14 protein-coding genes, 2 pseudogenes and 1 riboswitch are annotated in these 12,206 nt (G+C 62.9%); of the genes and pseudogenes, 11 read left to right on the forward strand and 5 right to left on the reverse strand.

The annotated features are described in order from the left end of the window. Positions 1 to 37: 37 nt before the first annotated feature. A pseudogene (locus GC119_RS08255) lies at positions 38 to 124 on the reverse strand (zinc finger domain-containing protein); the annotation flags it as partial. A gap of 24 nt (positions 125 to 148) precedes the next feature. Between GC119_RS08255 and GC119_RS08260 the strand changes: the two are divergent. Beyond that, positions 149 to 348 (forward strand): annotated as a pseudogene (locus GC119_RS08260) (zinc finger domain-containing protein); the annotation flags it as partial. A 35-nt stretch (positions 349 to 383) separates the two neighbouring features. Here the strand turns inward: GC119_RS08260 and GC119_RS08265 are convergent. Further along, positions 384 to 776, reverse strand: a complete 393-nt coding sequence (locus GC119_RS08265) for an arsenate reductase ArsC (RefSeq protein ID WP_226829370.1) — start codon at positions 774 to 776, stop codon at positions 384 to 386. 106 nt (positions 777 to 882) lie between these two features. Here GC119_RS08265 and GC119_RS08270 point away from each other — a divergent pair, with 106 nt between their 5' ends. The 4 genes from GC119_RS08270 to GC119_RS11190 all read left to right on the forward strand — a co-directional run bounded on the left by GC119_RS08270 (position 883) and on the right by GC119_RS11190 (position 3,362). Then, the gene (locus GC119_RS08270) at positions 883 to 1,119 is read left to right on the forward strand and encodes a hypothetical protein (RefSeq protein WP_070574081.1); all 237 of its coding nucleotides are present in this window, start codon (positions 883 to 885) and stop codon (positions 1,117 to 1,119) included. Between the two features lie 213 nt (positions 1,120 to 1,332). Continuing rightward, a complete protein-coding gene (locus tag GC119_RS08275) occupies positions 1,333 to 1,935 on the forward strand; it encodes an SLATT domain-containing protein (protein WP_070574084.1) in 603 nt (200 codons plus the stop codon). After that, positions 1,932 to 3,224 (forward strand): nucleotide-binding domain-containing protein, encoded by a 1,293-nt coding sequence (locus tag GC119_RS08280; RefSeq protein ID WP_070574087.1) that lies wholly within the window; start codon positions 1,932 to 1,934, stop codon positions 3,222 to 3,224. Before GC119_RS08275 ends, GC119_RS08280 begins: the two co-directional genes overlap by 4 nt. A gap of 15 nt (positions 3,225 to 3,239) precedes the next feature. Then, positions 3,240 to 3,362: a hypothetical protein gene (locus GC119_RS11190; protein ID WP_256278268.1), complete on the forward strand. Its 123-nt coding sequence runs from the start codon at positions 3,240 to 3,242 to the stop codon at positions 3,360 to 3,362. 68 nt (positions 3,363 to 3,430) lie between these two features. On the opposite strand, the gene GC119_RS11270 is transcribed toward GC119_RS11190, so the two are convergent. After that, positions 3,431 to 3,628, reverse strand: a complete 198-nt coding sequence (locus GC119_RS11270) for a helix-turn-helix domain-containing protein (protein WP_141759580.1) — start codon at positions 3,626 to 3,628, stop codon at positions 3,431 to 3,433. Between the two features lie 625 nt (positions 3,629 to 4,253). Here GC119_RS11270 and GC119_RS08290 point away from each other — a divergent pair. Continuing rightward, complete coding sequence (locus GC119_RS08290) at positions 4,254 to 5,729, forward strand: HEPN domain-containing protein (protein ID WP_151952883.1); 1,476 nt, start codon at positions 4,254 to 4,256, stop codon at positions 5,727 to 5,729. Positions 5,730 to 5,825: 96 nt separating this feature from the next. Continuing rightward, the gene (locus tag GC119_RS11275) at positions 5,826 to 6,017 is read left to right on the forward strand and encodes a zinc finger domain-containing protein (protein ID WP_370919386.1); all 192 of its coding nucleotides are present in this window, start codon (positions 5,826 to 5,828) and stop codon (positions 6,015 to 6,017) included. Between the two features lie 100 nt (positions 6,018 to 6,117). Here GC119_RS11275 and GC119_RS11080 read toward each other — a convergent pair whose 3' ends face one another. Both GC119_RS11080 and GC119_RS08305 read right to left on the reverse strand, forming a co-directional pair. Then, entirely contained in the window at positions 6,118 to 7,083 is a 966-nt protein-coding gene (locus GC119_RS11080; RefSeq protein WP_226829372.1) for a roadblock/LC7 domain-containing protein, read from the reverse strand. After that, complete coding sequence (locus GC119_RS08305; RefSeq protein WP_151952884.1) at positions 7,080 to 8,642, reverse strand: ATP-binding cassette domain-containing protein; 1,563 nt, start codon at positions 8,640 to 8,642, stop codon at positions 7,080 to 7,082. The genes GC119_RS11080 and GC119_RS08305 overlap by 4 nt, the downstream gene beginning before the upstream one ends. A 238-nt stretch (positions 8,643 to 8,880) precedes the next feature. Then, positions 8,881 to 8,987: riboswitch (TPP riboswitch) on the forward strand. Here GC119_RS08305 and GC119_RS08310 point away from each other — a divergent pair. From GC119_RS08310 to GC119_RS08325, 4 genes are all read left to right on the forward strand, one after another. Continuing rightward, entirely contained in the window at positions 8,973 to 10,094 is a 1,122-nt protein-coding gene (locus tag GC119_RS08310; RefSeq protein ID WP_151952885.1) for an FAD-dependent oxidoreductase, read from the forward strand. It overlaps the preceding riboswitch by 15 nt. Next, on the forward strand, positions 10,091 to 10,327 hold the full coding sequence (gene thiS, locus GC119_RS08315; protein ID WP_151952886.1) for a sulfur carrier protein ThiS: 237 nt from the start codon (positions 10,091 to 10,093) through the stop codon (positions 10,325 to 10,327). The genes GC119_RS08310 and thiS overlap by 4 nt, the downstream gene beginning before the upstream one ends. Before the next feature lies 1 nt (position 10,328). Continuing rightward, positions 10,329 to 11,141, forward strand: a complete 813-nt coding sequence (locus tag GC119_RS08320) for a thiazole synthase (protein ID WP_083304123.1) — start codon at positions 10,329 to 10,331, stop codon at positions 11,139 to 11,141. After that, positions 11,138 to 12,202 carry a ThiF family adenylyltransferase gene (locus GC119_RS08325; protein WP_070777649.1) on the forward strand — a complete coding sequence of 355 codons (1,065 nt, stop codon included), beginning with the start codon at positions 11,138 to 11,140 and terminating at the stop codon, positions 12,200 to 12,202. The genes GC119_RS08320 and GC119_RS08325 overlap by 4 nt, the downstream gene beginning before the upstream one ends. The last annotated feature ends 4 nt before the right edge of the window (positions 12,203 to 12,206 follow it).

A 12,206-nucleotide genomic window follows, 5' to 3' on the forward strand; every position in this document is an offset into this window, starting at 1 on the left:
CGCGACAGCCGGCCGAGCCCGCAGCAGGCTCGGCCGCTCAGCGCAGCCGCTGGGGCTTCTGGCAGGCGGGACACCAGTGGGATGAGCGTCCTGCGACGGCGCTGCGCCGAACGGTCGCCCCGCAGCGTCCGCAGGGCCTGCCTGCGCGGCCATCGAGGCTGGAGGAACGAGCTTCGACGAGCTGTACGTCAACTCAATGGCGAATCGGGATACTTCGACCGCAGCCTTGGCGTATACGGGAAGGCGGGCAGCCCCTGTACTCGCTGTGGGGAAAGTGTGCGGAGCAGCACGATCGCCGGACGCACATCCCATTGGTGCCCCGGGTGCCAGAATGCCCAGCGGCGGTAATGACACCACCGGCCTGCCCTGAGCGGCCCGGTGGCTCACGTGAATTCGGCGATGAGCGCTTCCACCCGCTGGCGGATGTCGTCGCGAACTGCTCGAACGAACTCCAACGACTGGCCGGCGGGATCATCGACCTGCCAGTCCTCATACCGTTTTCCCGGGAAGATGGGGCAGGTGTCGCCGCATCCCATCGTGATGACAACATCAGACTCTGCCACGTCGTTCTCGCTGAGTCTTTTCGGCTGCTGGCCGGCGATATCGATCCCGACCTCACGCATAGCTTCGACTGCAGCGGGATTGATTTCAGCGGCAGGCGCCGAGCCTGCCGAACGAACCTCGAAGTTCGGGCTCAGTGCACGCAGCCACCCCGCGGCCATCTGAGACCTGCCCGCGTTGTGCACACACACGAACAGCACTGAGTGCTTCTTCACTTCCGATCCTTTCCATTCGGGGCGCAGATTTCGTCCAACGCCAGAGCCGCGCTGTGACCCAACGGCGTGACGCGGTACCACACCCACGTCCCGCGACGGGAAGGTCGTGGCCGATCTCGTCGACCCGCACGGACACCACATGTCGGACGCCTTGCCGAAGTTGCGAGGCCTCGCAGAGTTCGCCGAGCGATTCCCCGGCGACTTCCGACGTATTGAATCGGTCGCTGAGACGGGTGGAACACTTCGGGTCCTGGACATCACGAAAGCATCCGTGCGCCAGGCCATTCGTGATGCGCATAGCGCAAAGGCGCTGTACGAGTCGGGTCTCGCGAACGACTACTGATCTATTCGAAGCGCGACGGTCGACGTGCGAGTTCGATGTCAGTGGCTCGTTCTAGTGTTCGAAGTGACAACACGGAGGTGGGGTGATGGCCCGGAAGATGTTTCTGGCTGGTCGCGCGCAGATCACCACGCTAGCCAAAACTCATGCCCTGTCGCCTCTCCTCGAAGCGGTCGTCAGCGGAGACACGTCCGTGGAGAGTATGAACGGAGAGACATGACAGATGGACAGTCCGCCGAGGTCGGCCCCGATGATCATCTGCTCGCCCAGGTGCGGGAGGCCTACGGCCGTGTTGTGTACAGCCACAAGACGCACGAGAAACAGGCGGACCTCTGTTTTAAGAGGCACCGCGTGCAGCAGGGTGTCCTCGTTGCGCTCACCGCGGCCAGCTCGGGGACTTTCCTCGCCGCAGTACTGGGGGCGACTGTCAACCCTGAGCTGGCGGGCCTCGCGACGTCGTTCGCCGCGCTTTTGGTTTCCGCCCTCAGCCTCAGCACCAAGACGTTCAGGTTCCACGAGGAGGCCGAGGCACACCGTGACGCGGCTTCGAAGCTCTGGGATGTCCGTGAGTCCTACCTGTCGCTGATCACAGACCTCATGTCGGGCGCGGTCTCCACAACTGATGCTCGCGCGCGCCGAGACGAACTTCAAGAGGCGGCCCGTGTCGTGTACGCCACAGCACCACGAACGTGGAAGAAGGCATTCGACAAGGCAACCGGCGGACTGAAAAAGAGGGAAGAGCTCACGTTCACGTCCGACGAGATCGACCCGTTCCTTCCCGAGAAGCTCCGAATGAATGAGGAGGACTCGCGAGGATGAAGGTCTCTGAGATCTTCGGTCAGTTGCTCGAGAACCTGAAGGTCGGCGACGCCAGCACGACGATCGCCATGCGCCGCGATGCGATCATCAAGGCTCTGAACGAGGACTTCCGGTCGATCGAGGGCTCCACGGCGCACCGCCTGATGGTCGGCTCCTACGGCCGGCACACTGCGATCCGCAGCGTCTCGGACCTTGACCTGATTTTCATTCTCCCTAGTGGTCTGCGCTCGAGCTATGACGACGAGAACGGACCACGGCGAGTTCTGAACCGGGTCCGTGACGTTCTGACGAAGCGGTATCCGAACACCGACGTACGCGTCGACCAGTGCGTCGCGCGCGTGCAATTCACGACCAACAAGTTCAAGTTCGAAGTGCAGCCGGCGTTCGAGAACGCCGATGGCAGCTTCGACTACCCGGACACGAAATCTGAAGGTTGGAAGCTCACGAAGCCGCACGACGAGATCGCTGCGACGAAGGAGTGCAACGACCGCACGTCGAACAACATGCGGCACCTGGCTCGGATGGCGCGGGCATGGAAGGATGCGAACGGTGTAGCCATGGGTGGCCTGCTCATAGACACCCTCGTCCACCGGTTCTTTTCGACAACGAGCGAGTACGACGACAAGGGGCCGCTCTGGTTCGACTTCATGGTCCGCGACTTCTTTGAGTTTCTCGCGAACGAGCCGAACCAAGAGCGCTACCTTGCCCTCGGCAGCAAGCAATGGGTGGCTGTGAAGGCGCGGTTCCAACCGAAAGCCAAGAAGGCCTACAGCCGGTGCCTCGAAGCGATCGAACTGGAGGGGAAGGCCGCCGCGAACAGGAAGTGGCGTGAAGTGTTCGGTACGGCGGTGCCGCTGGCCGACACGAAGACTGATCGCACGTTCGACGACACGGAGGAGTTCGTCGAGCACCTCTATCCGGTCGACATCGCGTATTCGGTAGCCATCGACTGCAAGGTCACGCAGAACGGATTCCGCACAATGTTGCTGCGGACGATGCTTCGAGACAAGACTCCACTCCTTGCTCGAAAGGGGCTCGACTTCATCATCGTCGAGTGCACGGTGCCCGAGCCGTACGAGGTCAAGTGGAAGGTACTGAACCAGGGCTACGAGGCCGAGCGGCGCAACAAAATCCGTGGTCAGATCGTTCCGTCGAGCCGTCCGGGCACCAGACATGAGCAGACGAACTTTCGCGGCGACCACGTCGTCGAGTGCTACATCCTCAAGGACGGCATCGTTGTCGCGCGTGATGCCATCGACGTACCGATCTCAACCAATAACGATTCGTAGAAGGGAGCGTTGGGTGTGAGACCCGCGTCATTCGCCGAGGTCATGGGGCGAGGCGCTGGTTCGTACGGGCACGACTACGACGCAACGTACATGTTCCATTTCGAGTACCACCTGGAATCCCTTGGTCCTCGGGGTTGATGAACGAAAGGATGCCTCATCCCGCAGCAGAGCTTCGTGGCTGAACGGGCCTCCCAAGGCGCGAGCATTCAGTTGGTGGTCGCGAGGAGCTCCGCGGGGGAGACATCGAGCCCGTGAGCGAGCTTGAAGATGATGTCGAGCGTTGGGTTGCGACGGCTACGCTCCAGGCCGCTTTGTAGGTGCGGTCGAGACTGACGTGGTGGGCGAAGGCCTCCTGTGAGGCCCAGCCTTGCTCCTGGCAGAGTTCGCTGAGATGCTCGCCGAATGCGATGCGGTGCGCGGACTCCCTCTTATCTCAACGGTTTCGCTACGATGACCATGAGTCCACGGACTGTGAGTCACATTAGTCGGTCCGGGGTGATCGCGGTTGTGTCAGGCTCCGGGCAATGCGAAGGAGCGAGTAGGGCATGGGGTCGAGCGACGAGTGGGGCAACATCTCCGCGGTTGCAGATCGCGAGTCATGTAGCCCGCAGGCCATTTGCCGACGGATCAAGGTTGGGGTTCTGACGGCGCGCATAGAAGCGTCCACGGCTCGCGATGGGCGGCACACGGTTAAGGCTTGGGTCTGGGTCTCTGAGCTCGACAAGGTGTTCGGTCACGCGGCTCGGGAGGAGCATGTTCGAAGGATCCGAGCCACCGCTCAGCCGCTGACACGCGGCCAGGAGAGCGCTCTGCGTAAGGGCTTCACGATCATCTTGCAGAGAAGCAGGCGAAGCGGACGAGACGTAGGGTCGGCGGGGAGGCCGTGGGGGTGCCTACAGGGGTATCTTCGTGAAGTCTCGCCAGGCGGGCTGAGCAGCCCGCACTGCTAGAATCGAAGGCGTATGCCCCGGGGGTCCGGGCCTCCTGGCCCGGACCCCCGGGGCATCAGTCTTGTAGGGGGGGACGCATATGCCGACCGAGCCGCTGCATCTGGTCGATTCCCACGAGTGGTCTGGGCTGTGGTGGTTGCCCGACGCGCCGGATGAGCGTGTCCCGGGCGTGCTGCGATACGACCGCGACGGCGGTGCGGAACTAACGTTGATCGGCACCTTCGAGGACCGGGTCATGACGTCGCCCCGACCAGGCGTGATGCATGTGCATGAAGGCACACGGTCGTGGGACGTCATACTCGGCGTCGCTGAGAAGAGGGAGATCACCCTCCTTGGGTGCATCCCGACGAGCACGAACCGATCCTTCGGCGCGCGGGTGAAGAGCCCCGACAAGCAGGTGGTTTCGGCTCAATCCGCGCTGATCGGCGTCCACGCGGCGAACACGGAAGCTGCACTGTTCGAAGGACTTCAGATCTCCGTCGAGGACGTCGGTCGTTGGGCGGCAGACGGGGTCTTCTCGTCGTCGATCGGCGGCCCAGGCGGGACGCCGTTCGATGGCAGCGGCTCTATCAGTGCGAAGCCGCTGGAATCGACGTCGGTCCTGGTCGACGGCACCGAGTACTCACTCGAGCATCTTCGCAATCCTCCGTACGTCGACGAGCTTCGCGGGAGAACGACCGCGCGGATCCGCGACACGGTCTTCCTGCAGATCGCTCCGCCGGACGCGTGCTCCTTCGAGGAAGCGCTTGCGTCCGCGAAGTCTCTGCAGGACCTGATCTCGCTCGCGACCCATCGTGCTGCCGGGGTGATCTGGCTGCGGCTGAAACTGAAGGCAGACGGGCCGGGGGCCGAACGGCATCCGATGGAGCGTTATGTCGAGGTGCTCTACTCGCCCGCCGCCGTGGGGGAGCGGGATGCAAAGGCCATCGAGCACCGCAGAGTGTTCTTCACCTGCAGTGACATCCCCTTCCAGGAGATCGTCCCGCGATGGTGTGCGGTGCATAATCGCCTCCGGGCCTCGACGGACCTGATCTTGGCGCTCCTGTACGCGCCAGCGCAGTACGTCGAGAGCCGTCTTCTCATGGCGGTCGGCGCTGCCGAAGCCCTCCATCGGGCGCTCGGAATCGAAGAGCTCCCGATGCCGAACGCTGAGTTCAAAAAGATGCGCGAGGCGATGCTTGAGGTCGCTCCGGAGGATCAGCGGGAGCGGCTCAAGTCCGCGATCCGCAACGACATGACTCTCCGCGACCGGCTCGAGGCTCTTGTCAATCGGCCTGACCAGGAGGCGGTGTCGGTGCTCGTTCCTGATGTTGAACGATGGGCCAGCAGGACGGTAAAGGCCCGCAACGACCTGGCTCACGAGGGACGCACCCCCAGGCACGAGTTCGACGAGCTCGTCGCCGTCGTCGAGGTGACGACGGGCGTGGTGATCCTGAATCTCCTGCACGAGATCGGGCTGCCCGCAGACCGTCAGCGAGCGATCGTGAGCGAGCATCCACAACTCCGGATGATCGCGCGTTGGGCGAGGGCGGAGCTCGTGACGCCCGAAGCGTGAGCTCGTCGAATGTGAGGAGCAGTACGCTCGACCACGTCACTGACGGCCTAGCCAGCCCGCGTAGGGGAGTCGAGTCCCTATCGAATCACCACTGGAATGACGACTCGACTGGCCATTGGTGAGGGTCATAAACGAGTCGAATCGGGATATTTCGACCGCAGCCTCGGCGTCTACGGAAAAGCCGGCACCGCGTGTACCCGCTGCGGTGAAACTGTGCGCAGCAGCACGATCGCCGGGCGCACATCCCACTGGTGTCCCGCCTGCCAGAAACCGCAGCGGCGGTACTGAACCGCAACCATACGAAAACCGATAGCAAAAGGGCCTGTGGGGACAGCGGACGCTGCTCCCACAGGCCCTTTTGCTCAAGCAGTTCGGGCTGAACCTCGGATCAGACTGAGATCTGCTCGGAAAGCTTGCGCAGCTTGTGGCGTGCGAGTGCCAGGTTCGCGTGACGGCGGTCCAGGACGAGGTAGATGAACAGGCCTTCTGTTGCCGAAGTGTTGAGAACGCTCAGCAGGTGGTACTGCGATTCGAGCGTAATCATGATGTCTTCGATGTGCTCGTTGATGCCCAGGTCGGCGATGGTGGCAAGCTTTGCGCGAATAACATTCGAGTTGCCGGCAGCGGCGACGTTGAGGTCAAAGTTCGGGCTGCCGCCGGTTCCAAGCTCCATGCCCGAGGCGATGTCGACGATTGCGGCACCCGTAGCGCCTTCGATTTCGAGGAGGCTGCGAAGCGACGCCTGAATATTTGCTGACATAGTGTTCTCTTTCGTTTCTGACCGAGGATCGGTCTCCTCGGAAGAAGAATCGTCGAAGTGCTCAGTTCCTTCAGAGCTCTGCAGGAACTGAGGTCCTTCGTTATTGGCACTAGTAGTATAACCGCGCACTTCAGTGAACAACGGCGTGGGTTCGGCCGAAAGGTCCTCTGCGGGGCTTTCGGTGGTGTAGGTCTCAGCTGGGAGATCCTGTTCGCCTGCGTTGTCAAAGGTTATCGCAAAATGGTCGCGGGGTGGGTCGTCGGCGCTTTCTGCTTCAACTGGCGGGGGATCATCAGGAGTGTCTGGGTAGTCAACTTCGAAAGATTCAGGGGCGTCGTAGTCGTCCAGGTCGGTGTGAAAGGCGCGCCCGGGGCCCGGCGGTTCTTCCTGCCACGGCCGCACTGGATAGTTTGAACCGGCAGCGACCTGAGGCTGTAGGGCGCCGTAGTGGTGGCCGGTCTGCGGAGAGGCTGGCGTGGGGGTATCTGAGTTCGGCGGGGTCTGCATCACGTGTGAAATATCGGGCACATAGGGTTCGTCAGTCTGCACTTCATCTCGCTGCTGTGGTGAGCGGCGAAGAAAGTTGAAACTCATTCAATCTCACCTTGAACACCAGCGTCGGTGGTCTCCTCGGCGGTTTCTTCGGTGTTCGATGACGAGCGTCGCTTGCTTGTTGTGCGGAACGGGGTGTAGCCCAGGGCGATCATCATGATTGTGTCTTCTGTGAAGCTGTCGGTCTCGTGCGGGCCGATGAGCCTGTTTTCGCGCATAACAGCGACTCTGTCGCTCAGGGCGAGCAGTTCGCTGATATCGGATGACAGCAGGACGCAGGCGCTGCCGCGGCTGGTGACCTCTTCCAGGAGCTTGTACACGGCCTGGCGCGAAAGTTCGTCAACTCCGCGGGTGGGCTGGTTGAGCACGAAGATGTTCGCATCGCTGTGCAGGGACTTGGCGACAGCGAGCTTCTGCTGGTCGCCTCCGGACAGTTCGCCGACCTTGCGGTGAATGCTCGGAGTTTTGACCCGCAGCTCCTGGAGGGTGCTGACGAGTTCCCTGAAGCTCTGGACCTGGTCGGTGAACGACTGATCGTCTTCGTCGATTTTGGAGTACTCGGACGCGAGGTTATTGCCTTCGCCGTAGTCAACCTGACCGTCAGTTTCTCCCAGGGTGAAGATTCCCGCCCGCAGTGCATCTTCCGGGCTGGAGAAGCTCTTCTCTTCGCCGTTGACGACAATCGTGCCGGAGGTGTGGGCAGCCTTGCCGCTGATGATGTCGGCCAGCTGTTCCACACCGGATCGGCGCAGTCCCGTGATGCCGAAGATCTCACCCTTGTGGAGGGAGAACGTGGTCGGTGAGAGCTTGTCGTCGAGGGCGACATCCTCGAACCGCAGGATCTCATCGCCGATCTCGCCGCGCTTCTTGGTGGGAACGGGAGCTTCGGTATCGAAGATTTCGACTGTGATCGTGTCGCGGTCAGCTTCGCGGGGAACCAGGATTGAGCGAAGCCTGCCGTCTCTGATCACTGCAATGCGGTTCGACAGTGACTGCAGTTCGTCCAGGCGGTGGGAAACATAGATGATGGCGCGGCCCTGCTTGGACAGGCGGATGATGAGGTCGTGCACCAGCGAGATTTCGTGGTCGTTGAAGGAAGCAGAAACCTCATCCAGCAGGATCAGGGCCGTTTCCTCGTTGGCCAGCCGCAGGATCTCCACCATTGTGCGCTCGGCCTGAACAAGGTCGCGCATCTGCTCGTCAGCAGAGATGGCAACCCCGTTGTCTTCCAGGAGGCGGGTTGCTTCAGCGCGCTTTTCCTCATCCGTGAGCTTCGACAGGTACGAGGTGCGGAACATCGCGTGGTAGACGGTCTGGTCCTCATCCACCGAGATGCGCTGAGGGATGTAGCCGACGCCGATGGCTCGGGCCTCGGCTTCGGTTTCCGGGGCGAACTTCTCATCTGCGAGGGTGATCGTGCCCTCGTCGGGGATGATGCCGCCGGAAAGAACCTTCAGAAGTGTAGATTTGCCGGCGCCGTTGGCACCGACAATGCCGAGAATCTCGCCCCGCTGCAGCGTGAATGAAAAATCATCGAGAGCGGTTTGAGACCCGTGTTTGACAGTCAGCCCCTCAACCGTCAAAACAACATCGCTGGTCATTAAGCCTCCACTTCATTGCAGATTCAGTGTTCGTGCCCGTGCCTGGTGCCGTGCCAGATCCCCCGAATGTGCGGAGTTTCGGTACGGCGTACGCGAAAGGCAGTCTACACGTGTTCGCAAGACCGCCGACGCTTTTAAGCGGAGAGCCTACATATTTCTTAATGAGGCTTGTTTCTTCCGGACCTTGCCAGCGGTGCTTCCTCAGCTTTTGCTCCGTCACCGCGGGCGGCTTACTCTGAGGGCGGTTCATGGGAGCCGGGACACGCCCGGCTGAGAGGGCGAAGCGGCCGACCATCAGCACTCGAAGCGGATCATGCCGACGTGAGGAGAATGGTGAAGACAGCGGTCATCGGGGCGGGAATTCTCGGACTCGCCACAGCTGTGCGGCTGAAGCGCCGCGGTCATGACATCACTGTCTTCGACCCCGAACCGGCGTTGGGAGCATCTTATGCGGCCGCCGGCATGCTCGCCCCAGTCGCCGAAGTCCAGTTCGGCCAGGACGGTCTGCTGCCGACTATGCAGAAGGCCCTCGAGGAATACCCGGAGTTTCTGAAAATGCTCGGTGTTGCCCCGGAGGCTGTCGGCTTTGAAACTGCGGGAACACTCCTGGTGGCAGCAGACTCCGGAGATCGCGAACACCTTGAGCGGATGGAGCGGGCCTACGCCGCACGCGGTCTGACATTCAATCACCTGCCCGGAAGCGGGCTCGCCCGCCTTGAGTCCGGTCTGGCGCCCGGCCTGGCAGCCGGAGCCGAAATCCCCGGTGACCTCCGCATCGACCCTCGCCGGCTCATGGAGGTCATGCTCGGCGCACTGGAGTCGAGTCCCGTGGTCCGCCAGCGCGTCACCCGCATTGCCGGGGCGACAGTGGAAACCGCCGACGGCAGACAGCACCCATTCGACACGACTGTCGTGGCAGCGGGCATGGGCATCGCCGGGATCGCGGGCCTGCCCGAAGATGCCAAGCCGACCCTGCGCCCCGTATACGGAGACGTCATCCGCGTGCGCACCCCCGACAGCCGCCTGCGCTTCGGTCCGCTTGTGCAGCGGACAGTCCGCGCCGTGGTCGCAGGCCGAAGCGTCTACATTGTGCCGCGGGCAAACGGCGAAATCGTCATCGGCGCATCCGTGCGCGAAGACCGCCCTGAAACCGACCTGGGCAGTGTTGCAGACCTCCTGGCTGACGCCGTCACCGTCGTTCCCGGTCTGCGCGACTGCGACCTCGTTGACGTGACAACCCGCGCCCGCCCGACAGCCGAAGACGACATGCCGGTGGTCACACGGACCGAGGTGCCCTGCCACTCGTCAGCAGGACCGGAAGCGAACCCCGCTGGCACCTCGGCGGTTGTCGTCGCAGGAGGACTGTCCCGCCACGGAATCCTTTTGACCCCTTATATTTCCCGCTTGGCGGCCCAGGCCGCCGAGACCCACCCGGAAGGAAAAATCCCATGAGCATCACGGTCAACGGCACAGTGCAGGAACTCGAAGGCAGGCTCACGGTGCTTGACGTCGTGGCCCGCACGACCAACACGCAGCTCAAAGCCGACGGAACACCCGCCGACGGCAGCCGACCGGGCATCGCGGCAGCACTCAACGGCGCTGTCGTGCCGCGCGCACGCTGGGTGCGAACGGAAGTAGAAGACGGTGCCGTCATCGACATCGTCACAGCAGTGCAGGGAGGCTGACGTGCAGCCGCTGACAATCGGACCGACCACTCTGACATCCCGGCTGATCATGGGAACCGGCGGGGCAGTCGACCACGCGAACCTGCGTGCCGCCCTGCAGGAGTCCGGGACCGAACTGACTACCGTCGCCATGCGCCGCTACAGCCCCACAGAAGCCGGTTCGCTGTTTGCCATGCTGTCCGACCTGGACATCAAGGTGCTGCCGAACACCGCCGGATGCTACACCGCGGCGGACGCAGTGCTCACCGCCGAACTCGCCCGGGAAGCCTGCGAAACCCCGCTGGTGAAAGTTGAAGTCATCGCAGACGAAAAAACCCTCCTGCCGGATGTCATTGCAACGCTGGAAGCCACCGAAATGCTCGCCGAGCGCGGCTTCGTACCCTACGTCTACACCTCGGACGACCCGGCTGTAGCCAAGCGGCTCGAATCCGCCGGGGCTGCGGCCGTCATGCCGCTGGGTGCCCCGATCGGGTCCGGTCTGGGCATTCTCAATCCGCACAACATCGAACTCATCTGCTCGCGCGCCTCTGTTCCCGTTGTGCTGGACGCCGGGATCGGCACCGCGTCCGAGGCGTCGCTGGCAATGGAGTTGGGCTGCTCGGCTGTTCTTCTGGCAAGTGCGGTCACGCGTGCAGAAGACCCCGTCGCCATGGCAAGGGCTATGCGCTTGGCCGTCGAAGCCGGCGGCTGGGCCCGAAGCGCCGGCAGGATCCCCACGCGCCGACACGGTGCTGTTGCATCGAGCAGCTTCGACGGGCTTGTCACCGGCCATGATCCGGCCGAAGGATTCCGCGGAATGGGGGTCACGCAGTGAGCGATAACACGCCGCTTGGACTGACACCGGAGGATGCTGAGCGTTTCCGCAGGCAGATGGGCCTGGCCGGCTTCGGTGAACAAGGCCAGGCCCGGCTGCTGAAGTCTCGGGTCGCGGTTGTCGGTGCGGGAGGACTCGGAGCGCCTGTGATGCAGTATTTGGCCGCCGCGGGGGTTGGCCACCTCGAAATCATTGATGACGATGTTGTCGAACGCAGCAATCTGCACCGCCAGGTCATCCACTCCGAATCCGACATCGGCAGGCTGAAAGCCGAATCTGCAGCCGATGTGTGCCGCGGTTTGTTCCCCGGAATCGAACTGACCCTGCACACCGACCGGCTGACAGCCAAGAACGCCCTGCACGTGCTGCGGGATGCTGACCTTGTCATAGACGGCACCGACAGCTTCGATTCCCGCTACCTCATCTCCGATGCGTGCGAAATGCTGCGCAAACCCGTCATCCAGGGATCGGTGCTGCGCTTTTCGGGCCAGGTGGGCGTCTTCTGGGCGGGCAAGACCGGCACCTACCGCGACCTCTACCCAGAAGCCCCTGACGCCGGATCCACACCCACGTGTGCGGAAGCCGGAGTCATCGGGGTGCTGCCGGGAATCATCGGGACGCTGATGACGATGGAGGCCATCAAGCTTCTGGCCGGCGTGGGCGAACCAGCACTCGGCTCCGTTCTCATCTATGACGGGCTGGCCAGCACAATGCGAACCCTCACCGTTGCCGCTGACCCGGAGCGGGCACCGGTCGACCACCTCGACTCCGCCGCCGTCATCACCCCGGCCGCCCTCGAAGCGCGCCTGCGGGCAGGCCAGCCCACCCTGCTGATCGACGTGCGCGAAGCCCGCGAATACGCCGCAGGGACCATTCCCGGAGCGCACAGTGTTCCGCTCAGCGCTCTCCTGGAAGGGGCACAGCTTCCGAAGTCCGATGCGCCGCTGACGGTGCTGTTCTGTCAGGCCGGTGTGCGCTCGCTGCAGGCACTCGACATTCTCAAAGCCAGGGGAATGCACGAAGGCGCGGCCAGTCTTGTCGGCGGCATAAACGCGGTTTGAGGCG

It is taken from the genome of Brevibacterium sp. Marseille-P9724 (genome assembly GCF_902500275.1).
Lineage (GTDB): Bacteria > Actinomycetota > Actinomycetes > Actinomycetales > Brevibacteriaceae > Brevibacterium.